Origin of the sequence: Xenorhabdus littoralis (assembly GCF_033949345.1) — a bacterium.
In the GTDB taxonomy this organism is placed as follows: domain Bacteria; phylum Pseudomonadota; class Gammaproteobacteria; order Enterobacterales; family Enterobacteriaceae; genus Xenorhabdus; species Xenorhabdus littoralis.
This window is the reverse complement of sequence record NZ_VCDP01000022.1, coordinates 1-22,272: the sequence shown is the minus strand read 5'-3', so window position 1 is coordinate 22,272 and position 22,272 is coordinate 1. Positions and strand designations below refer to the sequence as shown.

The window sequence follows — 22,272 nt, the reverse complement described above, 5'->3', positions numbered from 1 at the left end:
ACCTTCAAAATTGACAATAACAAGTCTAGCTTACAAAAATATTTTTATAAAAACATTTCATACAATCCAATCCTGATAATAACCATAAAAAAGCAAAGTGAATATAGATTATTTTACAGAAATATATTCTATTTTTTCAAATGAATCTATTGTGCTATGCATTGATAAATTATAAATCATAATTCCATTTTGTTTAGCCAATTCTTCAGATAAATCAAAACACGGAATTATTATATTATCCAAATTTTCATTTAATTCTGTACTGATAGAGTCATCTGAACTTTCATAAAATCTTGGTTTATCGAAGTTATTCATATCCAACCCAGCAAAATATATTTCTTTATAATTTAAAAAGAATGCCATTTGTAAAGCAACATATGCTACTGTACAGCCATCATAAAAACCTTTATTTAAATCAAAAGAAAAAGCCACATTTCTTTTTATAGTCAAATTAATATTATTTATTTCAAACAAATTTTTTTTTCTTTCATAAACGGGTTGTTCAACATCATCAATAATTATGATCTTACATTTAATTTCAATAGAGCAATCTTTTCTTAATATTTCATTTAGGCAATCCATAGTTGTAATTAACGTTAATCGTTTGTTTTTTAAAACATCAAGAATAATTTCAAATCTATTTAAGATGAATGTCCTATCAATGATTACTTGATATTTAAAGTCTACAGATGGTGATAATCTATATGCACCATTGACTCCCAATAAATCAAATTTTTTACTATCAAAAAAATCAATATTTACATCCTTAACTGATGGACCAGAAGCAATTATGATCAATGGATTTCCTGAATAAAATTCAAAATCAGAAATTGCAATCTGCCGTTTTCCAAAGAAGACAAATTCTATCTTTCCATTTTCATTTCTGGATATTTTTATATGTGGCCAGAAATTCATGTTATGCTTCATCTTCTTATTACATACATTCCTATATATTGTTTTAGTTATTTTATATTTTAAATTATTTATAAATCTTGAAAGAAATTTATTTACTAAAAACATAAGATAGCTCACTAAAAAATGGATCATTTTTATTTTAAAATTCTATAGTTTATTTTGATTACAAATTCAACCCATAATACTCCGCCAATGTCATCCCTTGAACCATAGGCTTCAAAAATTCAAACAATCCCTCTAGATCTTGATAAAGTTGCTCAATCTGTTCTTCATTCTGGAAAGTCGGACTTCCGCCAGGCATAAACTCAGATGAATGCAACATGAACTCAACATAGTCACTACCACTCGCTAAAGTTTGTTGGACAACGGTTTTCATCTGATCCAAATTGCCGCCTCTCGGACGTAGCCAATTAACTGATGGAGAACGCTGTTTTCCTCTTAAGCGATCATAGTTTTGCTTAATGAAGTTCATAACCGCAGAGTGTTTATACTGAATACTCATCGGTACTTGCAATAACGAAGAGTCGCCTTCTTTGGAAATATCCTGCAAATCCATAAAATAGGCATGAACAGGAAAGCGGCTATAGTCTGTTCCGCCATTTCCGTCAGGATTGCCTTTGGTAAAACGCCAATTCACTTTTGGAGTAACTGAACAATCCACCTGATAACCATACTCAACCAGTAATTGCGCATAGTATTCATTAAATGCCCAACGTCCAGCACGATGACTTAACATCTTCATCTGGAGTTTATCTTCCAAAAGATTAGTCATAAAATCAACTTTTGCTTTAATCTGCTCTTTTGGATATTCAATCAGATATGGTTTATAACGCATATCATCATCAGTGAGGGGAACAATAGGCAGGCTGTTCCATGCATGCAAATGCATACCTATTTCCCCTGTGTTTCTGGCAATGACATCTTTGGCAAATTCGATATAACTATCATCCATCGCCATTTCATAATTTGTTAACCAGACAGGTTTGAAGCCAAAACGCTCACAGAGATTCTGAAACCGTGGTAGATAATGCGTATTCTTCGTCGAGATATGATCACTGTTTTGCCACAGATCATCACCTTCAGTGTCAATCGTGATAATAAAAGCAGGTAATGACATCAATATTCACCAAATTATGATAATAATAGCCTTAATGGTACGCATAGCAAACACATTGCGCAATTAGAGAATCCTAACAATATAATTGGATGTAAACTATATCCTGCAAGTCTGTTTTATGATCCATTCAACGATGTCGCGCTATGATTTTTACATTAGGATCGCCATATAATATTGATATTCTAAAGAACTCAACACATGACCAAAAAAAACAATGAAATCAAACGTATTCTGGTGATAAAACTACAACATCATGGCGATATGCTGCTGGTAACACCCGTCATTAGCACTCTCAGTCACCACTATCCAGATGCAAAAATTGATGTTCTCCTCTATAAGGAGACTTCACCTATGCTGCAAAATTTAACAGAAATTTCCACTATTTTTTCGATTGACCGTAAATGGAAGCAACTAGGTTCAAGGGAAAAATTATTGCATGAATGGAATTTGTTAAAAGTATTACGGCAGCAACACTATGATTTAGTTATTAATCTTGCGGATCAATGGCGAAGTGCCTTTATTACTCGTTTTACTGGTGCCTCCACTCGCTTGGCATTTGATTATCCTAAAAGACAAAATTGGAAATGGCGTTTTTTTCATACTGAAGTTATACCTACAGATGATCATGAATTCTTACATACAGTGGAGCAAAATCTGTCTATCCTGAAACCATTGCAATTCATGTCATGTATTACAAAAGTAACAATGAGTTATAGTGATAACGACTTACAATGGATAAAGAAAACGCTAACTAAAAACAATTTTTCAGAACAATACATCGTTATTCAACCTACATCTCGATGGTTTTTCAAATGCTGGGATGAAAAGAATATGGCAGAAGTGATAACTTCACTACAAAAAGATGGGCATAGCATTATCATGACCTCTGGGCCAGATAAAAGGGAGTTAGAGATGGTAGAAACCATCTTGTCACACTGCCCCGAGGGTAAAAGGAACATTCTTTCTCTCGCAGGGGAATTAACATTACCCAAACTTGCCGCATTGATTGATCATGCCAAGCTATTTATTGGTGTAGACTCAGTGCCCATGCATATGGCTGCAGCTCTCAAAACTCCCTGCATCGCATTATTCGGTCCATCTAAACTAACGTTTTGGAAACCTTGGCAATCTGTCGGAAAAGTGATTTGGGCGGGTGATTATGGCAATATTCCCCATCCAGATGATATAAAAACGCATACAAATGAACGTTATTTAGACCTGATACCAGTAAACGCAGTCATTTCAGCAGCAAGGAAATACATTTCATGAGGCCATTACGTTTAGCTATTGTCCGTCAAAAGTATCGCCCGGATGGAGGTGCTGAACGCTTTATTTCACGGGCTTTAGAAGCTCTCGAGCATCAACAGCTTGAACTTAATGTCATTACTCGTTCTTGGCAGGGTGAAAATAATCCTAATTGGCGTATTCATTTATGTGATCCCTTTAAATACGGCAGAATCAGTCGTGAGAGTGGCTTCGCCAAATCAGCCCGTAGATTATGGCAAAAAGAACAATTTGATTTAGTTCAAAGCCATGAACGCATTGCCGGCTGTGATATTTATCGGGCAGGTGATGGTGTCCATCAAAACTGGCTACAGCAACGCGCACGTATTTTGCCAAAATGGAAAGCAAAATGGCTGTTAAATGATAGATATCACCGTTACGTAATGAATGCTGAGGCAGAAATGTATGCAGATCCTGCATTAAAAAAAGTGATCTGTAATGCCGAAATGGTGAAAAGGGAAATTATCGACGAATTCGGGGTAGCTGAAGATAAAATCGCCGTTATCTATAATTCTATTGATAGCACAAAGTTTTTTCCTGCTGATGAGCAATACCGACAACAACTTAGGCAACAATACCAGATCCCCCTGACTGCCAAGTGCCTGATTTATGTTGGCTCTGGCTTTGAACGAAAAGGGTTGTCTGCGGCTATTCAGGCCATAGCAAAAACAGATAGCTACCTTTTAGTTATCGGCAAAGACAAAGAGCAAAAAAAATACCAACAGCTTGCAAATACTTTAGGATGTCATCATCGCATCCGATTCATGGGGTTACAAAAAGAAACACTGCCCTTTTATCAATTGTCTGATGCATTGCTGCTGCCAACACTTTATGACCCATTTCCTAATGTGATTCTCGAAGCTATGGCATGTGGTTTACCTGTTATCACAAGCACTTCATGCGGAGGAGCTGAATTCATCACCGAAGGAAAAAACGGTTTCGTTTGTGATGCGCTCGATATTAATAAATTAAAGGATGCTGTGCATGATATCCCTGATAATATATTTGGAACAGAGATGTCGATTGCAGCCAGAAACCAAATAATGGCAGTCACTCCAGAAAATTTATCTCAACAATTAATTGAGCTTTATCAACGAGTTTTAGCATAGTGAAAGAACACATTCTTTTTATTATTGATGGATTGCCTGGAGGGGGAGCTGAAAATGTTACTCTTCGTCTTGCAACGAGTTTGAATAACGCAAACTATCAAATTTCATTACTTTCACTCAATACTCAGCTGGATTACACCATACCTGAAGGCATTAATTACGTCGTCAGTGCAGATTGCTATAAAGGGCCGCTCAGAAAACTCAATGAGATAAACCGTAGAGCTAAAGCCATGGACAAAGTTTTATTGAAGCTTTTCCAACAAAAAGGCAAACCTGCGCTGGTCATTTCTAATCTGCATAAAACTGATCGTATTGTCGTTAAAGCGAAAATACTGAAAAATTGTAATGTATGGCATTGTATCCACGGTATTTTTTCTCAATCATACTTGGGTAATAAAAGTGGCCTTTCCTATTGGATAAAAAAAGAAAAGATAAAAAAAGTTTATAAGGATAGAAAGCTCATCTGTGTCTCCGACGCAGTGGGCAACGATCTGCTGAAAAATATTGCGATACAGCCCAAACAGATAAAAACTATCTACAATCCCTTTGATTTTGAGCAGATAAGAGCAAAAGCATCAGAAAAGAACCCTTATCATGGGCTGAATTACATTCTGCATGTTGGGCGTTTTCATCAAGTTAAACGCCAAGATAGGTTAATAAATGCCTTTGCTAAGGCAAATATCCCATGCAAACTGCTTATCGTGGGGCAAGGTTCCAAAGAAATGGAAGACTGCCTTAAAGCCAAAATCCACGAGCATGGTTTAGGTGATAAAGTCATTCTGGCGGGTTTTCACTCCAATCCACATCCTATTATCAATGAAGCAAAAGCAGTTGTTATCAGTTCAGACAGTGAAGGATTACCGACTGTCTTAATTGAAGCATTAATTTGTCATACCCCTATCGTCAGTACTGATTGCCCCGGCGGTGTCAGAGAGATAATGACAGGTGAATTGAAAAACTATCTGTCAGCACTCAATGAAGATTCTTTGGCAGAAAAAATGCAACTTGTTTATGAGTCTCCGCCACAAATCACAGATAAGATGTATGACAAATTTGAGGCACACTATATACAGAAACAATATCTTGAATTAATAGGAGAATAGACGGGCAATATTTGGATGTGAATAAACGAGGCCGCATTTTACACACTTTCTTCAAGCCAATGTGGTACTATAGCCGCAGTCTATGTCAGTGAATTTGATAGAATGTTGCTTCGCTTATATCAGGTACTTCTCTACCTTATCCAACCCGTTATCTGGCTTCGCCTGTTACTGCGCAGCCGTAAATCACCTGCGTATCGCAAACGCTGGGGGGAACGCTATGGCTTCTGCGCCAAAAAAGTTATCCCCGGTGGGATTTTACTTCACTCCGTTTCTGTCGGAGAGACACTGGCTGCTATTCCATTAGTAAGGATCTTACGACACCATTACCCTGCTTTGCCCATTACTATAACTACCATGACGCCGACTGGCTCTGAAAGAGTCCTGTCAGCACTGGGCTCAGATGTTAACCACGTCTATCTTCCCTACGATCTGCCGGGTTCCATGAGCCGGTTTCTTGATCACGTCAATCCGAAGTTAGTGATCATTATGGAAACCGAACTATGGCCAAATCTGATCATTCAGTTGCGTCAGCGAGAAATCCCGCTGGTTATCGCCAATGCGAGGTTATCTGCCCGCTCTGCGGCAGGATATCAGAAGATTAGCAGCTTTATTAAGACTATCTTAAATAAGATCACCCTGATTGCGGCACAAAATCAGGAAGACGGTGAACGTTTTATCGAATTGGGATTAAGACGCTCCCAACTCTCCGTAACAGGTAGTCTTAAATTCGATATTTCCGTTACACCGGAATTGGCAGCCAAGGCAGTCACTTTACGCCGCCAGTGGGCCCCTCACCGCCCGGTATGGATCGCAACCAGTACCCATGATGGTGAAGAAACCATTCTTCTGGACGCACATTGCAAACTACTTAAACAATTTCCCGAACTCTTGTTAATTCTCGTGCCCCGTCATCCTGAACGTTTCGGCAAAGCCGCAGAGCTGACACAAAAAGCAGGTCTGAATTCAATATTGCGAAGTGCGGGGACTATTCCAGACGCCAATGTGCAAGTGGTTATTGGTGATACCATGGGCGAATTGATGCTCCTGTACGGTATCGCTGATCTGGCTTTTGTCGGGGGTAGTCTGATAGAACGTGGCGGACACAATCCATTGGAAGCCGCAGCCCATGCGATTCCCGTTATTATGGGCCCGCACACATTCAATTTTAAGGATATCTGTGCCAAGCTGGATAAAGCAAATGGGCTGATCACTGTCACGGATAGCCAATCATTAAGTTCAGCCATCAGCAGCCTGCTGACAGATGAGGACTACCGCCGTTATTACGGCCATCATGCCGCTGAAGTCCTGCATGAAAACCAAGGGGCACTTCTGCGCTTGCTAAAATTACTGGAGCCTTATCTCCCGCCACGGAGCCATTAATGCGTGTGAGAAAACACCTGTCCGTTGTGATAATTGCCAAAAATTCGGCGGATTTGATCGCAGATTGTCTGGCTTCCGTAAGCTGGGCAGATGAAATCATCGTTTTGGATTCAGGAAGTACAGATGCAACTTGCCGGATAGCCAATGAGATGGGTGCAAAAGTCTACACGAATACACAATGGGCCGGATTCGGTCGTCAGCGGCAGCTCGCACAATCCTATGCCAGTGGCGATTACATTTTCATGATTGATACTGATGAACGCGTCACCCCTGAACTAAAAACATCTATTGAAGCAGTATTGGGCAATCCCGACGATAATAAAGTCTATAGCTGCGCTCGCCTCAATCTGTTTATGGGGCGATTCATGAAACACAGCGGTTGGTATCCGGATAAAGTTATTCGTCTCTATTGTCGTGAACGTTACCAATACAACGATAATCAGGTCCATGAATCCCTTGATACTCGCGGCGCTTCCATCGTGACACTAAAGGGCGATTTACGTCACTTAACCTGCCGCAACCTGATGGAGTTCCAGCAAAAACAATTAAATTATGCGAAAGATTGGGCAAAACATCGTCATGAACAAGGCAAAAAAGCCCGTTACTTTTCTATTCTCAGCCATATGTTAGGCGCGTTTTTCAAAACCTGGCTGTTAAGAGCGGGTTTTCTTGATGGTAAACAAGGGTTAATCTTAGCCATTGTCAATGCCCAATACACATTCAATAAATATGCTGCGCTTTGGGAACTAACTCAAAAAAAGAGTAAAAAACGATGAAAAGAAAAGCGATTTATCCCGGCACTTTTGACCCAATAACTTATGGTCACCTTGATATCGTTACTCGTGCTGCAAACATGTTTGACCATGTTGTACTGGCTATCGCAAATAGTGAAAGAAAGAAACCCATGTTCAGTTTGGAAGAGCGTGTCACATTAGCAAAAGAAGTGACCGCTCATCTGGATAATATCGATATAGTTGGCTTCAGTGAATTAATGGTTAATTTTGCCAAAAAACAGCAGGCTACCATCTTAATTCGTGGCGTACGTTCTGTTTCCGATTTTGAATATGAATGGCAACTTGCCAATATGAACCGACATTTTATGCCTGAACTGGAAAGTGTCTTTTTATTACCTTCTCAGGATCTGTCTTTTGTTTCCTCATCCTTGATCAAGGATGTTGCTCTCCATGATGGTGATGTTTCATCATTCCTGCCAGAGTCAGTTGCACGGGCGATGCGACAGAAATTAGGCAGGTAATGTTAGTATATTGTCTACAGAGACAGCTATTTCCGCCCCAGATAAGCTTAATGCTGACAGTTACGGCAGAAAAAAGTACTGCGTTGCCCCAGCTTCACACTTTCTATTGCCTCACCACATACTGAGCAAAGTTCGCCTTTCTTGCCGTAGACAAACAATTCTTGGGCAAAATATCCCGGTTTGCCGTCTGATTGCAGAAAGTCTTTCAGCGTCGTACCACCTTGCTCAATAGAGCGCCGCAATATCTGCTTGATAGTATCGGACAGTAAGTGAGCCTCTTGCTCTGTCAGTGAATGCACAGGGCGTTCTGGCAAGATATGCGCAACAAACAATGCTTCGTTGGCATAGATATTCCCAACCCCAACAACAACTTTATTATCCATCAACCAAGATTTAATGGCGGTTTTTTTATTGCGGGAAAGGGTATAAATATATTCGCCATCAAACAAATCAGAAAGTGGTTCAGGGCCTAAATGAGCCAGTACAGAGCATTCATTCAGATTGTCGCTCCATAGCCATGATCCAAAGCGCCGGGGATCGGTATAACGGAGAATTTTACCATCAGCCATAACCAAATCGACGTGATCATGTTTTTCCGGAGGAAGCTCATCCAACAAGATGCGTAAACTACCGGACATTCCCAGATGAATAATTATCCATCCTTCAGGCAGTTCAAGAAGTAAATACTTTGCCCGTCGCTGAACACTGAGAACCGGCCTCTCCGAAAGTTTCATGATTTGCTCGGAAACAGGCCAGCGCAAACGAGAATTTCTGACTTCGGCATATTGGATCACATTACCAACCAAATGAGGTTCAATTCCCCGGCGGCTGGTTTCTACCTCTGGTAACTCCGGCATACCGACTCCTTAAATAAGTTATCTACACATTGTATCTAAGCAGATAACAATACCGTTTTCATGTATTATTTGCAGCCAAATTCGGTTGGGATTTCCATTAATCCTGCTCTGAGTTTCAAAGAAATGAGCAAACCTATCCTAAATGGATTACTGCTATTCAGCTTCACTTTTCCCATTGTGCTCTATCAAGAAAGTAAATAACGAATAGCTTGGGCTGGTTTTAAAAATCTTTATACTTAGTTAAGACAATTTTTCCTTTATCACGCCCGTAATCAATTTTGCACGTTGATCCCAGTTAAAACGCTCCGCAACTAATCGCAGTGAGTGATCAACCTTCACCATCATTTCATCGGGGTTATGAATCAACCATCGGATCTGTTCCGCAAAACTCTCAGCATCTTCACTATCAGCAAAATTCACCGCGTTTTCATCAACCGCATCACGAATGGAAGGAAAGTCAGAAATAACCACCGGCTTGCCCATGGCCATATATTCAAAAAGCTTGAGAGGAGAGGTATAACGACTGCCGATACTGGTTTTCGTCAATGGCAGAACACAGATATCATTATCAGCAATAACCCGAAAACGATTTTTCGGTTGAACAAAGCCAAGGAAGTTTACTTTATTACTTACGCCAATCTGTTCAGCTACGTGCCGCAATCGTTCAATTTGTTCAGACGTCCCTCCAGCAATATTCAACACAGCGTTATCAAGATAAGTCATGGCTTTCATGACAGTAGGGACACCTTTCCAGCGATGCAGGCTCCCCAAATAAAGTATCTGGATTGGAGATTCATGTTTGGATTCTCTGTCGGAAAGTGCCTGTTTCGTAGATTCAACTGCCAGCATATCAACACCATCAGGAGCCACCACGATCGGTGTTTTGACACCATATTCTTTACAGATATCGTCCCGTAACAGCGAGGTCAGGGCAAAAACAACCTTAGAGGAATCATAAACCTGCTGTTCAATTTTCCTCAACTTCTGATATTTGTTCTGGTTTTTGCGTTTTAGTAAATCATGGGATTCTTTAAATGATTGAGCAAACACTTCGTGGCTTTCAAAAAAATGAGGAATATCAGGATGCTTACACAACAAGTAATTCGCCATTTTAATATTACGGGTAAAAATGGCATCAACCTGATGTTCTTTAAGCCAACGAGAAACCTGCAAATAAAACAGTTTCTGAGTATTCAGTGGGAAGTACCATTTTCTACGGATATTGTGTAGGGCAATTAATTCCACAGAAGCTGGCAATGAACGGCCAATAATTTCTTCAACCTGACTTTGGCCCTGCGGCGTGATCAGGCAGACACTATGTCCCTGACGGGCAAAAGCATCTACATTCTGCAAAATTTGCAGTGATGCAACCCGATAATCTGGTACAGGATAAGGATCTATATACGCAATTTTCATTATTTTTTTATCGCGCTCAATAAACGGTCCGCAGAATGTTTCCAGGTATACATCGTTTCAATCCTCTGACGAGCATATTTGCCCATGCCTTTTCCTCTGTCCGGCAGAGACAAAAGGTGATTGACAGCATCAGCGATAGCTGCAGCATCACCCGGAGGTGTCAGAATACCCGCATGGTTCTCATTACCCACTACTTCGGGTATTCCCCCAATATAACTGGCAATGACAGGACGTTCACACGCCATTGCCTCAGCAATAGTAATGCCAAAAGCCTCATCACCAATGCTAGGGAAAATACCAACGTCACCCGCAGCGTAAAATTCAGGTAATTGATCATGACCAACTGGCGGATGAAATATGACAGACTGTTCCAACTTCAATGCGATGGCGCGGTTTTCAAGCGATGTTAAGTCTTCACCCGCACCGATAATTAATAATTTTACATCCCTGTCCCGCAGCAAACTCATGGCATCAATAGCCACTTTCATGCCTTTCCAACCTACCAATCTGCCAGCAAACGTCAGCAGAAATGTTTCTTCATTAATACCTAAGCGAGCTCGGAGATCAGAATCGGCTGGTTTGAATTTATTGATATCCACACCATTATAGATGACGCTAGGAAATTGCTTAAAATGGTGCTGGATCTGCCAGGCATTAAAATGGCTACAGGCAACCCAAGCGGATATTTTCTTACCTAATACCCGATCCCCTTTGAAAAAACTGGTTCCACCACTCATATAGCAAAACTTTGTCCGGGATGTTTCAGGCATCATTCTGGGCCAAAAAAAATCAAAAGGCTTCGTTAAAATCACCCAATCAAAGTCTTCGGCAATAACCGTTTCGCGGGCATGGCGGGCAAAAGAGTAACGTTCAACAATACGTTGAAAACGACGTCCGATATTCAGTACGCGCTCTCTAGGCACAAACGGAAAAGTATGAACATGGATATGTCGTTCATCCAGTTCGGGTCTGACATCTCCTGTTCCACCGAAAATATGGATTTCATGCCCCGCATCTGTCAATGCCTTAGCCAGCTCCCAAACAGCGGTTTGAATACCCCCGTAAGACATGGTAACGGTAACATCGATAAATCCTATTTTCATTTTATTCATTGCCTTTTCATTCATTTTCCAGCAAGCCCTGAACGGAATTCCAGACTTGATCTACCGATATTTCTGACATGGTATCTTGGCGAGTTGCTTGTTTATAGTCTGTTGGATGCTCAATTACCGCCAATTTAGGGTGCTGCTGAGGAGCAAGAAAACGGCCAGGGTGAAAACTGTGATATAACGCAACCATCGGTATCCCCAGAGCTCCGGCCAAATGCGTCGTCCCGGTATCGACTCCGACATATAAATTCAGTTGGCTGATGACGGCCGCATTCTGTCGCATCGTAGTCCGGCCTGCCAAAGATGTACATCTGTCTGTTCCCAGCTTTTCTGCCAGCATTTGCGCACTTTCTTCGCCATCTTTACTACCCAATAGCAAAATATGCGCCTGTGGGTAATTACGATAAATACGTTGAGCTAACTCGCAAAAATGTTCCACCGGCCAATCACGATAGGCTTTCGCCGGGAAACTCTGTAACTGGAATCCAATTATCAAACGCTGTTCTAGCCCCTGCTGACGCAGAAAATCCCGGGCATATTCTTCTTCATTCTGGCTTACGCAATACTGCAAACGCCAATCATGCACTTCAACCCCAAGCACATTAATCAATAATGCTCTTTCCTGCTGCGCTTGCATAAGTTCCGGAGGTTTAGCCACAGCATACTCATTTGCTTTTTTGGCAGAAATATCCGAAAAATAAGCAGTCAAATTTGCTTTACGTTTAGCGTAGTGTAACAGGGGGTTATCATGACCATACACCAATGCCAAGTCATAATGCCGACGCGAGAACCAACCGCACCATTTAGCTTTTCCTTTTGAAAAAACTTTCAACTTATTAATGGAATCGATATTTTCAAGAATTTCTTTTGTTCTTTTATGCACTAATATATCAATATTTGCTTCTGGCCATTTTGCTTTCAATGCACGAATGACAGGCGTTATCAGCAGAGTATCACCAAAACGGGCTATATTTATGATTAAAATATTTTGGGGTTGCATAATAATGAATATTAACGTATCAGTCCTGTAATGGGTCTTTTAACACTATACAGTAAAGCTATTCAATGTTCTATCAACCATATAGATGGTTTTCATACCTAATAAAAATATAATCCATTGTATTTAAACAAATTATATAAAAATCCAACAATCATTTATGTGAGAATGGGTTAACTCAATATAAACAAAATATCACCGTTTATTTTCTATGCTTTGATAAAAAATAGACTCCATTTTATCTAACATATTATTCATACCAAATAAATAAGTAGCTCGTTTTAATGAGGCATTTCCCATTTGTAAACGCAACTCAGCGTCATTCATTAACAGATCCAGTTTTTCTGTTAATTGTTCAACATTTTTGGGATCGATAATATATCCCGTATCACCATCAATCACAGCCTCTGTAATTGCTCCCACAGAGGTAGATACCACAGGCAATCCACATGCCATTGCCTGCATGATACCTTGCGGTACACCTTCATTGCCAAATGAAGGCAAAGCAAAGATATCCATCGCATTCAAGCAGTCAGGAACATCCTGACGGTTGCCAAGGAAAATAACGCTTTCTGTCAGCCCTTCCTGCTGAACTCTCGGCTCCAGATTTTTTCTCTGGGGGCCATCGCCCACAAACAGCAACTGCCAATCAGGATAACGCTGATGAAGAATTTGCAAACTATCAAGCAAGTAACGATGGCCTTTCCAAGTTCTCATCGTCGCAACAATACCCAGTGTTGGTTTATCTTTGATACCAATGCGCTGGCGACTTTGCTGTTTATTTTCTGGATGGAAACGCGTCAGATCGATACCTGTCGGCACCGAAGTCATATGAGGAAGTGGGTAAGCATTATGTGTATGCAGATATTGACGCAATTTCTCCCCGGTTGTCACAATATGCTGACAGGAATTCAAATACAGCCAACGAGTTGCTATAGATTTTGAAACATGTGTCGAGACATGACGGGTTCTGACTACGGCAGGCATGCCTTTTAATGTGGCACAAGCCGCAGCCACCAACCAAGAATCGGTAGAACTATGGGTATTGATAACGTCAAATTGACGGCCTTCTGCCTTTAACCAACGGCGCATTGCCCGCAGGCAGGGAAGGCGTTTTTTTTCAATCGGAAGTGCGACAACAGGAACACCATAGTGATGAGCTTCGCGGTAAAGGGTTGAAGTCGGGCAACATACGATAACAACATGGTGGCCACGTTGTATCATGCCCTGAGATTCAGTCAGGATACGGATCTCCTGCCCTCCCCAGCCACATGATGATTCTGTGTGTAAGATATTCAAGGTCTTTCTAGTCATTTTCAGAGTCACGCCTGACGTCAATGATAAAAAAAGCGTTAGTATAGCTGAACACTGTACCGCGTCTACGTTATTGAAACGTGATTTACGGGTATAAAAAAACCCAGCGGTACGCGCTGGGTTTTTTCTAATCCGCTAAAATTATTTAATTTTAGCTTCTTTGTACATTACATGCTGACGAACAACTGGATCGAATTTTTTCATTTCCAGTTTTTCAGGCATAGTACGCTTGTTCTTCGTAGTGGTATAGAAGTGACCAGTACCAGCAGAAGAAACTAGCTTGATTTTATCGCGAATACCTTTAGCCATTTTTCAGCTCCTTAGAACTTCTCACCACGGGCACGCAGTTCAGCAAGAACTGTATCGATACCCTTTTTGTCAATCACACGCATACCTTTAGCAGATACACGCAGAGTTACAAAGCGTTTCTCAGACTCAACCCAGAAACGATGAGAGTGCAGGTTAGGCAGAAAACGACGCTTAGTCGCATTTAATGCGTGGGAGCGGTTGTTACCACTCACCGGGCGCTTGCCGGTAACTTGGCAGACTCGGGACATGTCTATATCTCCAAAAATCAAATCAGCTCGAGCTTTTTATTGGGTGTGGCCGCCTCGTCAGGCTTAGGAGCCCATCTCAGCACATTTTCGTTACTGAAAAGACCGTCACTGAAAAGACTCACATTTTCTCAGTAAAAAAACTTACTGAGATAGGCTCTTCTCGCCAAACCCAAGATCCTCAAAGGTGGCGTAGTATACGCCCTCATTCGCCGATGCTCAAGTCCCGAACAACTAAGATCTGACAGGATCGCGAAAAAATCGTATTAAATCCAACCCCTTTCTACAAATGAAACGCAATATTGCTTACCAATGACTATATGATCCAAAACCTTAACCCCAATCAAGTCACAAGCCTCAATAATTTTTTCTGTCACCAATTTATCAGCAAGACTGGGTTCTGGGTTACCGGAAGGGTGATTATGGGCAAGAATAATTGACGCTGCATTAACTTTCACCGCCTGTTTCACAATTTCACGCGGATGAACTTCAACTTTATTTATCGTCCCTTTAAACATCTCATCATGGCAGATGACCTTATTCTGATTCGTCAAAAACAGTACTACAAATACTTCCCTGTCCTGCCAGGACAACAAATCCTGCAAATAACTCTGAGTCATCGTAGGGCTGCTCATGATATCTTCATGGATAAACTGACTGGAGAAAAAACGTTTCGCCAGTTCAGATACTGCCTGCAATTGAACATATTTACACAGCCCCATGCCCTTATGTGAGCAAAAATCGGCATAATCAGCAGAGAGCAGATGATAAAGGGAGCCAAAAGATTTCAACAAATGATCTGCCATTTGTACGACAGGAACGCCCCGGGTTCCCGTTCGCAAAAAGATAGCCAATAATTCAGCATCCGTCAGGGAAACTGCGCCATACGCCAGCAATTTCTCTCGGGGAGCAAGATTTGTATGTAATTCATCGCTTCTTTCCATTGTCGTGATATCCATAACACACTCCCCCAATATCCTTTTCCCTATAACGCATCCAACGTTCATGAACCATGACAATGGATCTCATCAATCCGATATTCGCCCGCTCAATATCCCATGATGAAAAAATCATCGCCAGTTTCATTTTCATCGCTTGCGCAGCGCTTCGCAAACTTGTCATTTTTAGCTGTCTGGACAGGGAGGGTTCTCAACACAATATTTTCTTATGGTAGAATCTTAGGGAATTGCAACTTACATCTGGACAATCAAAATGGCAGGATTTTCTGGTAATCAATGTTCTGGTAATCATCTTTCTGGTAAACAAATCGTCCTCGGTATCAGCGGAGGTATCGCCGCTTACAAAACGGCTGAGCTGGTACGCCGTTTACGTGATCACGGTGCTCTGGTACGCGTTGTGATGACACCCGCAGCAGAAGCTTTTATCACTCCACTCACGTTACAGGCTGTATCAGGCCACCCGGTTTCTGATGATCTTCTGGATCCTGCGGCCGAAGCCGCCATGGGGCATATTGAACTGGCAAAGTGGGCAGATTTAATTATTCTCGCTCCCGCTACAGCAGATTTGCTGGCCCGCCTGACCGCAGGTATGGCGAATGATTTGGTGACCACCATTTGCCTGGCTTCAGCAGCTCCTATTGCTGTTGCTCCGGCAATGAACCAACAAATGTACCGGGCGCAGGCAACCCAACATAACCTGAACGTTCTTAAAGAGCGTAATGTGATGATTTGGGGTCCGGATGAAGGCAGTCAGGCATGTGGTGATATCGGGCCGGGAAGGATGCTGGAACCCATGGCAATTGTCGGGCTGGCAACGCAACATTTCAGCACCAAACAAGACTTTTCCGGTCTACGCATTACTATCACTGCCGGACCAACCCGTGAAGCCTTAGATCCCGTCCGTTTTATCAGCAATCACAGCTCCGGCAAAATGGGATTTTCCATCGCACAGGCGGCAGCCGAACGCGGGGCAGAAGTCACATTGATTACCGGCCCTGTAAATCTTCCGACACCACAAGGCGTAAAACGCATTGATGTGATCAGCGCACTGGAAATGCATGAACAAGTTCAGGCGATGGTAACCTCACAGAGTATCTTTATCGGTTGTGCCGCCGTATCTGATTACCGTTCCAAGCAAATTTCGTCTGAGAAAATTAAAAAGCAGGGTGATGAAATCACGTTTACCCTGGTGAAAAATCCTGACATTGTAGCGAGCGTTTCTGCCCTGAAAAAAAATCGTCCATTCGTCGTTGGATTTGCAGCCGAAACCCAGAATGTGGAAGAATACGCGCGCGGAAAACTCAAGCAGAAAAATCTAGACTTGATTTGCGCGAATGATGTATCTCTGGCCGGACACGGTTTCAACAGTGATACCAACGCATTACATCTATTCTGGCATGATGGTAGTGTTCATTTACCCCACAGTGGTAAATTACAACTCAGCCACCACTTATTAGACGAGATACTCAAACGCTATGATGAAAAAAATCGACGTTAAAATCCTTGATCCCCGCATCGGGCAAGAATTTCCTTTACCAACTTATGCTACACCCGGCTCTGCGGGTTTAGATTTACGCGCTTGTCTGGATAATGCAGTGGAACTGGCTCCCGGCCAGACAGAACTTCTGCCAACCGGAATCGCTATCCATATCGCAGATGAACAATTAGCTGCTGTTATTCTTCCTCGCTCGGGTCTGGGTCACAAACACGGTGTAGTTTTAGGTAATTTGGTGGGCCTCATTGACTCCGATTATCAAGGGCAGTTGATGGTTTCTGTTTGGAACCGTGGTGATAAGACATTCATTATTGAACCGGGTGAACGCATTGCCCAGATGGTTTTTGTGCCCGTTGTACAAACTGAATTTAATTTAGTTGAGGATTTTGAAACTAGCGAACGTGGTCATGGTGGTTTTGGTCATTCCGGTCGTCAATAACTTTTCATAAAGCCTGATACCGTCAACCGACTTACATATTTTTGCCCACAATATTGTCGATTATTGCGACTAAGACATTATTGCGACTAAGACATTGTGGGCAAAAATAGCTGGATTTGTTTTGCTGTTTTAGCAGGGGTCTTATCAGACATGGCAGAGAAAGAACGTACAAAAAAGAAAAACAGGCGTGAGGAAATCTTGCAGGTGCTCGCCCATATGCTTGAGTCCAGTGATGGCAGCCAGCGCATTACCACTGCAAAACTCGCTGCAAACGTTGGCGTTTCTGAAGCAGCACTTTACCGTCATTTTCCGAGTAAAACCCGGATGTTTGACAGCCTGATTGAATTTATTGAAGACACCTTAATCTCGCGTATCAATCTGATCCTGCAAGATGAAAAAGACACCATTACGCGTATTCGGTTAATCCTTGCCCTGATCTTGGGATTTGCCGAGAAGAACCCCGGATTGACCCGTATCATGACCGGTCATGCCCTGATGTTCGAACAAGACAGATTACAAAATCGTATAAATCAGCTATTTGAACGGATTGAAGTGCAACTTCGTCAAATTTTAAAAGAGAAAAAAATCCGGGACGGGCAGGGTTTCAACTATGACGAAACTGTGTTGGCATCACAGTTACTTGCTTTTTGTGAAGGGATGCTCTCGCGCTTTGTTCGCTCTGAATTTCGCTATCTCCCGACAACCGAGTTTGATATACGCTGGCCGCTAATATTGACCCAATTACAATAAACTATCTCTGCACAATAAATTCCCATTTTTCATGCAGTGAATGATGATAACGTGCGGTTTTTTTATTGACGGTTTTTTATTGATTTGTGTTAACATGTTTCAGCTCATTGAGCTTACTGCCAAGTAACTCAATGATAATGGCATCACACTCATAATCCTTACTATATATATGCAGGATGCCATTTCTACTACTCACCCCGCCCACACTTGGGCGAGGGATTTTTTTTGGTTCAGTCTTAGCTATTCTCGATCTTAAAGCGTTTGCTGACCATCAAATACCGTATTCTTTGCGATAGGCTTCCACTGCTTCCAAATGAGATTGCATCTCTGGATTTTCACGCAAATAGCTCACCAAATCATTTAAGGTAATGATGGAGAAAACCTGACAATGATAGTCACGTTCAACTTCCTGAATGGCTGAAAGCGTCTCACGTCCGCGTTCCTGACGATCCAGACACAAAATCACACCCGACAGTGTTGCTCCGTGCTGCTTAATAATCTCCATTGATTCACGGATCGCCGTACCTGCCGTAATAACATCATCCACAACCACGACATTACCTTGCAAAGGGCTGCCTACCAGCGAACCACCTTCGCCATGGTCTTTCGCTTCTTTGCGGTTAAAGCAATAAGGCATGTCGATATCATGATGTTCAGCCAAAGCCACGGCGGCAGTCGTCGCAATAGGGATGCCTTTATAAGCTGGCCCAAACAGCAAATCACACTTAATGCCGCTATCCAACAGTGCTGCTGCGTAGAAACGACCAATCAACGCCAAATCACGTCCGGTATTAAACAGACCCGCATTGAAGAAATACGGACTTTTACGGCCTGATTTCAGCGTAAATTCGCCAAATTTCAGCACTTGCTTCTTCAGTGCCAGCTCAATAAATTCGCGCTGATAGGCTTTCATTGGAGTCTCTCCTATTTGATTTTTGTCATTCATTACTGTATTACAGACGTAAAAAAGGCGGCTATTCAGCCGCCTGATTAATTTATTATTTTAACGGATCTTGTTCTAGCGCATCTCTTTGTGCTTTGAAAATAGTGTCCAATCCCTCTTTTGCCAGAGAGAGCAGAGAGAGCAACTCATCATGGCTGAACGGCTCACCTTCTGCGGTGCCCTGCACTTCAATCATTCTGCCGTCATCTATCATGACGACATTCATGTCAGTTTCAGCCGCAGAGTCTTCGACATATTCCAGATCGCAAAGCCCTTCCCCCCCAACAATACCGACAGACACTGCTGCAACCATTGCTTTCAGCGGGCTTTCTTTGAGCTTTCCATCAGCGACCAGCTTATTCAGGGCATCAACTAATGCCACACAAGCACCGGAAATAGCCGCAGTACGAGTACCGCCATCTGCTTGAATCACATCACAATCCAGCGTAATGGTAAATTCACCCAGTTTCTTCAAATCCACGGCAGCACGCAGTGAACGAGCGATCAGGCGTTGGATTTCCATTGTACGGCCGGTTTGCTTACCTCTGGCAGCCTCACGCGCATTACGGCTATTGGTTGCCCGTGGCAACATACCGTATTCTGCCGTGATCCAGCCTTGTCCCTGACCTTTCAGGAAACGTGGAATTCCTTCTTCAACGGAGGCATTACATAACACTTTGGTATCCCCAAATTCCACCAGAACCGAGCCTTCCGCATGTTTGGTGTAATGGCGGGTCATTTTAATAGGACGCACCTGTCCCGCTGCTCTTCCTGCTGGACGCTTTCCTACTAAGCTCATGGTGTGATCTCCGTTGTTAATACATTATTGGGGGCGCATTATACGGCGTAATGCGGCGAATGCCTATCCTGCATCTACATGGAGCGTTATAATCCGCCAATCATTTTATAGACTGAGAACGAATTATGATCCGTAGTATGACCGCTTTTGCGCGGCGAGATATCAAGGCCGATTGGGGCAATGCAGCATGGGAGCTGCGTTCCGTCAATCAGCGTTACCTGGAAACCTATATTCGCCTGCCAGAACAATTCAGAAGCCTTGAGCCTGTCATCCGTGAGCGCATTCGCTCCCGCCTGACTCGCGGAAAAGTGGAATGTAACCTGCGTTTTGAACTGGATGCCCGTGCACAAGGTTCTTTAATGTTGAATGAAAAACTCGCAAAGCAACTGGTTGAATCAGCAAGCTGGGTTAAACAACAAAGCGGTGAAGGTGAAATTAACCCGGTGGATATCCTGCGCTGGCCGGGTGTGATGTCTGCTGAAGAGCAGGATCTGGATGTCATCAGCACACAATTGCTGGCAGAATTGGATTTGGCACTGGATGCCTTTATCCAAAGCCGTGAGACCGAAGGACAGGCACTTAAGGCTCTGATCGAACAACGTTTGGATGCGGTAACAGTAGAAGCGGCTAAAGTCCGTGAACAAATGCCGACAATCCTGCAATGGCAGCGTGAACGTTTGCAAACCAAACTGGAAGAAGCACAAATTCAGTTGGAAAATAACCGCCTTGAGCAAGAGCTTCTTTTACTAGCACAACGCATTGATGTAGCCGAAGAACTGGATCGTCTGGACGCTCACGTCAAAGAGACACGTAATATCCTGAAGAAAAAAGAAGCCGTCGGCCGCCGACTGGATTTTATGATGCAGGAATTTAATCGCGAATCGAATACATTGGCCTCTAAATCAATTAATTCCGATGTAACTAACTCTGCCATTGAATTGAAAGTGCTGATTGAGCAGATGAGAGAACAAATTCAGAATATTGAATAATGCTTCATAGAATTTCAGAGTAGCTCATAAAGCCAGTATGTACTTTGTTATATCTGGCTTTTCTACTATCAGAGTATTACAGAGTGAATCACAATAGCGCATGATTATCGGGTACACCTAGGTGTACATCTAGCAGTCACGGAAATGATTTAGGTGTAGCTTAGCGTGCGATTGGTTGCGTTACATGAAGATGTAAAAAAGTCACCGTTAAAGGTGAGCCGTGCCGGGATCTGCGTTGTTGAATAATCACCCAAGAAATGTACAATTAATATGTACATCTTTGGAGACATATTATGCGTACATACACCTCAACTCAAGCCCGTGCCAACATCGCGGAAGTACTGGATACAGCAGCCCACGGCGAACCTGTTGAAATCACTCGTCGAGACGGTAGTTCAGCGGTCGTTATCAGTAGAGCTGAATTCGATGCTTGGCAAAACGCTAAGCTGGATTCAGAGTTCGATTCGATTATGCAACGTCATGGGCATACGATAGAGGCACTGACAAATCGATGATATGGGTCAGCGCACAGGAAGTTATCGCTTTTCATGACCGAATATTACAACGGCTTCCCGGCGTTGCCGGAATGCCCGATTCTGGTAGAGCTGAAGCCAATGAATAAATTCATTCTCAGCATTTCAGAGAAAATCATAAAGCCAGTATGTACTTTGTTATATCTGGCTTTTCTACTATCAGAGTATTACAGAGTGAATCACAATAGCGCATAGCATGAAGCAGCAACGCAATCCACGCACTAAGCGACGTTTCACGACGTTCTTATTCGAAATTTTGATTTTCAATACAACACAAAGATAAAAACCTAAACTACGGCTTCATCAAGTGTTTGTTTTGTTGCCAAAAAATATCTAATTGATTACCTATCAGCTTAATCGTTTGTGCTTCTACACCTAGTTGAGCCGCGATACTCTTAAATTCAGAGAGTGTCTCCACCACTTCTCCAATGGCTAATTGCGCCAGTTTCCAGTCGGTAAATCCTGCACAGGTAGCGAGCTTTTGTATAGCTTTTAGTGGCGGGTTTTTACCGAAACCTGCAAATGCTGTGGCATGTTCACCAAACGGACTAGGGCTAAAAGTCGCATCATAAAAAGGTGCAGGATTCCAATTGCCATTATCGTCCTGTAAAAAAGACCAATTCTTACTATGGTCATCCTGATTACCAGCAAATAAATTGAATATGGCACGGCGGAATTGCAGTTGTCCGACGGCAGGAGATTTACACAGTTGACGACTTGCTTTAATCAAATCTTCATAATCCAATGTTGGTGCCCGAAAATCTGCATCTAATAATCCACAGGCACTGTGCATATGATAGCGTCCTGCTGATGCGGTATTATTCACCCAATCAAAACGCTTCACTGCCAACCAATGCCTGACACCAGTTGGTGTGGGCACAGAAAACAGTTGCCAGTTTGGTGGTCCAAGCCCCGCTTTATCAGCCATACTTAGATAACCTGAATTCTGGATAAA

General features: G+C 42.4%; 25 protein-coding genes and 1 pseudogene. 12 read left to right on the top strand and 14 right to left on the bottom strand.

Features of this window, described 5'->3' with window-relative positions; translation table 11 throughout:
* Nucleotides 1-108 precede the first annotated feature (108 nt).
* Nucleotides 109-915 (bottom strand): hypothetical protein, encoded by an 807-nt coding sequence (locus FE394_RS06440; protein ID WP_319925575.1) that lies wholly within the window; start codon nt 913-915, stop codon nt 109-111.
* Between the two features lie 163 nt (nt 916-1,078).
* The gene (locus FE394_RS06435; RefSeq protein WP_319925574.1) at nt 1,079-2,032 is read right to left on the bottom strand and encodes a polysaccharide deacetylase family protein; all 954 of its coding nucleotides are present in this window, start codon (nt 2,030-2,032) and stop codon (nt 1,079-1,081) included.
* A gap of 198 nt (nt 2,033-2,230) precedes the next feature.
* On the opposite strand from FE394_RS06435, the gene rfaQ reads away from it, so the two are divergent.
* The 6 genes from rfaQ to coaD all read left to right on the top strand — a co-directional run bounded on the left by rfaQ (nt 2,231) and on the right by coaD (nt 8,163).
* Nucleotides 2,231-3,301, top strand: coding sequence for a putative lipopolysaccharide heptosyltransferase III (rfaQ, locus tag FE394_RS06430; protein ID WP_319925573.1), 1,071 nt, complete (start codon nt 2,231-2,233; stop codon nt 3,299-3,301).
* Nucleotides 3,298-4,425: a glycosyltransferase family 4 protein gene (locus tag FE394_RS06425; RefSeq protein WP_319925572.1), complete on the top strand. Its 1,128-nt coding sequence runs from the start codon at nt 3,298-3,300 to the stop codon at nt 4,423-4,425. The genes rfaQ and FE394_RS06425 overlap by 4 nt, the downstream gene beginning before the upstream one ends.
* The gene (locus tag FE394_RS06420; RefSeq protein ID WP_319925571.1) at nt 4,425-5,528 is read left to right on the top strand and encodes a glycosyltransferase; all 1,104 of its coding nucleotides are present in this window, start codon (nt 4,425-4,427) and stop codon (nt 5,526-5,528) included. The genes FE394_RS06425 and FE394_RS06420 overlap by 1 nt, the downstream gene beginning before the upstream one ends.
* Before the next feature lie 102 nt (nt 5,529-5,630).
* Nucleotides 5,631-6,908, top strand: a complete 1,278-nt coding sequence (gene waaA / locus FE394_RS06415; RefSeq protein WP_319925570.1) for a lipid IV(A) 3-deoxy-D-manno-octulosonic acid transferase — start codon at nt 5,631-5,633, stop codon at nt 6,906-6,908.
* Nucleotides 6,908-7,684 (top strand): glycosyltransferase family 2 protein, encoded by a 777-nt coding sequence (locus tag FE394_RS06410; RefSeq protein WP_319925569.1) that lies wholly within the window; start codon nt 6,908-6,910, stop codon nt 7,682-7,684. Before waaA ends, FE394_RS06410 begins: the two co-directional genes overlap by 1 nt.
* Nucleotides 7,681-8,163 (top strand): pantetheine-phosphate adenylyltransferase, encoded by a 483-nt coding sequence (gene coaD / locus FE394_RS06405; RefSeq protein WP_319925568.1) that lies wholly within the window; start codon nt 7,681-7,683, stop codon nt 8,161-8,163. Before FE394_RS06410 ends, coaD begins: the two co-directional genes overlap by 4 nt.
* A 47-nt stretch (nt 8,164-8,210) precedes the next feature.
* Here the strand turns inward: coaD and mutM are convergent, their stop codons facing one another.
* The 9 genes from mutM to FE394_RS06360 form a co-directional block, all read right to left on the bottom strand.
* Nucleotides 8,211-9,020, bottom strand: coding sequence for a bifunctional DNA-formamidopyrimidine glycosylase/DNA-(apurinic or apyrimidinic site) lyase (mutM, locus tag FE394_RS06400; RefSeq protein WP_319925567.1), 810 nt, complete (start codon nt 9,018-9,020; stop codon nt 8,211-8,213).
* 240 nt (nt 9,021-9,260) lie between these two features.
* Nucleotides 9,261-10,436, bottom strand: a complete 1,176-nt coding sequence (locus FE394_RS06395) for a glycosyltransferase family 4 protein (RefSeq protein WP_319925566.1) — start codon at nt 10,434-10,436, stop codon at nt 9,261-9,263.
* Nucleotides 10,436-11,539 (bottom strand): glycosyltransferase family 4 protein, encoded by a 1,104-nt coding sequence (locus FE394_RS06390; protein ID WP_319925646.1) that lies wholly within the window; start codon nt 11,537-11,539, stop codon nt 10,436-10,438. The genes FE394_RS06395 and FE394_RS06390 overlap by 1 nt, the downstream gene beginning before the upstream one ends.
* A gap of 16 nt (nt 11,540-11,555) precedes the next feature.
* The gene (locus FE394_RS06385; protein WP_319925565.1) at nt 11,556-12,545 is read right to left on the bottom strand and encodes a glycosyltransferase family 9 protein; all 990 of its coding nucleotides are present in this window, start codon (nt 12,543-12,545) and stop codon (nt 11,556-11,558) included.
* 192 nt (nt 12,546-12,737) lie between these two features.
* The gene (locus FE394_RS06380; RefSeq protein WP_319925564.1) at nt 12,738-13,856 is read right to left on the bottom strand and encodes a glycosyltransferase family 4 protein; all 1,119 of its coding nucleotides are present in this window, start codon (nt 13,854-13,856) and stop codon (nt 12,738-12,740) included.
* A gap of 141 nt (nt 13,857-13,997) precedes the next feature.
* The gene (rpmG, locus tag FE394_RS06375; protein WP_010847629.1) at nt 13,998-14,165 is read right to left on the bottom strand and encodes a 50S ribosomal protein L33; all 168 of its coding nucleotides are present in this window, start codon (nt 14,163-14,165) and stop codon (nt 13,998-14,000) included.
* Between the two features lie 11 nt (nt 14,166-14,176).
* Nucleotides 14,177-14,413, bottom strand: a complete 237-nt coding sequence (gene rpmB / locus FE394_RS06370; RefSeq protein ID WP_047963156.1) for a 50S ribosomal protein L28 — start codon at nt 14,411-14,413, stop codon at nt 14,177-14,179.
* A gap of 263 nt (nt 14,414-14,676) precedes the next feature.
* Nucleotides 14,677-15,369, bottom strand: coding sequence for a RadC family protein (gene radC / locus FE394_RS06365; RefSeq protein WP_319925563.1), 693 nt, complete (start codon nt 15,367-15,369; stop codon nt 14,677-14,679).
* Nucleotides 15,338-15,532 carry a hypothetical protein gene (locus FE394_RS06360; protein ID WP_319925562.1) on the bottom strand — a complete coding sequence of 65 codons (195 nt, stop codon included), beginning with the start codon at nt 15,530-15,532 and terminating at the stop codon, nt 15,338-15,340. Before FE394_RS06360 ends, radC begins: the two co-directional genes overlap by 32 nt.
* A gap of 90 nt (nt 15,533-15,622) precedes the next feature.
* Here FE394_RS06360 and coaBC point away from each other — a divergent pair, with 90 nt between their 5' ends.
* The 3 genes from coaBC (at nt 15,623) to slmA (ending at nt 18,053) form a co-directional block, all read left to right on the top strand.
* Nucleotides 15,623-16,867: a bifunctional phosphopantothenoylcysteine decarboxylase/phosphopantothenate--cysteine ligase CoaBC gene (gene coaBC / locus FE394_RS06355; RefSeq protein WP_319925561.1), complete on the top strand. Its 1,245-nt coding sequence runs from the start codon at nt 15,623-15,625 to the stop codon at nt 16,865-16,867.
* The gene (dut, locus tag FE394_RS06350) at nt 16,845-17,303 is read left to right on the top strand and encodes a dUTP diphosphatase (RefSeq protein WP_319925560.1); all 459 of its coding nucleotides are present in this window, start codon (nt 16,845-16,847) and stop codon (nt 17,301-17,303) included. The genes coaBC and dut overlap by 23 nt, the downstream gene beginning before the upstream one ends.
* A 150-nt stretch (nt 17,304-17,453) precedes the next feature.
* Nucleotides 17,454-18,053: a nucleoid occlusion factor SlmA gene (gene slmA / locus FE394_RS06345; protein WP_319925559.1), complete on the top strand. Its 600-nt coding sequence runs from the start codon at nt 17,454-17,456 to the stop codon at nt 18,051-18,053.
* Between the two features lie 271 nt (nt 18,054-18,324).
* Here slmA and pyrE read toward each other — a convergent pair whose 3' ends face one another.
* Both pyrE and rph read right to left on the bottom strand, forming a co-directional pair.
* Entirely contained in the window at nt 18,325-18,966 is a 642-nt protein-coding gene (gene pyrE, locus FE394_RS06340) for an orotate phosphoribosyltransferase (RefSeq protein ID WP_319925558.1), read from the bottom strand.
* 85 nt (nt 18,967-19,051) lie between these two features.
* Nucleotides 19,052-19,795, bottom strand: a complete 744-nt coding sequence (gene rph, locus FE394_RS06335) for a ribonuclease PH (RefSeq protein ID WP_319925557.1) — start codon at nt 19,793-19,795, stop codon at nt 19,052-19,054.
* Nucleotides 19,796-19,920: 125 nt separating this feature from the next.
* Here rph and FE394_RS06330 point away from each other — a divergent pair, with 125 nt between their 5' ends.
* From FE394_RS06330 to FE394_RS06320, 3 genes and pseudogenes are all read left to right on the top strand, one after another.
* Entirely contained in the window at nt 19,921-20,784 is an 864-nt protein-coding gene (locus FE394_RS06330; RefSeq protein WP_319925556.1) for a YicC/YloC family endoribonuclease, read from the top strand.
* A gap of 293 nt (nt 20,785-21,077) precedes the next feature.
* Entirely contained in the window at nt 21,078-21,299 is a 222-nt protein-coding gene (locus FE394_RS06325; protein WP_319925555.1) for a type II toxin-antitoxin system Phd/YefM family antitoxin, read from the top strand.
* Nucleotides 21,296-21,397: pseudogene (locus FE394_RS06320) on the top strand (type II toxin-antitoxin system death-on-curing family toxin); the annotation flags it as partial. The gene FE394_RS06325 and the pseudogene FE394_RS06320, both read left to right, overlap by 4 nt.
* A gap of 212 nt (nt 21,398-21,609) precedes the next feature.
* Here FE394_RS06320 and FE394_RS06315 read toward each other — a convergent pair.
* A partial coding sequence (locus FE394_RS06315; RefSeq protein WP_319925554.1) for a type II toxin-antitoxin system HipA family toxin occupies nt 21,610-22,272 on the bottom strand: 663 nt, incomplete at its 5' end.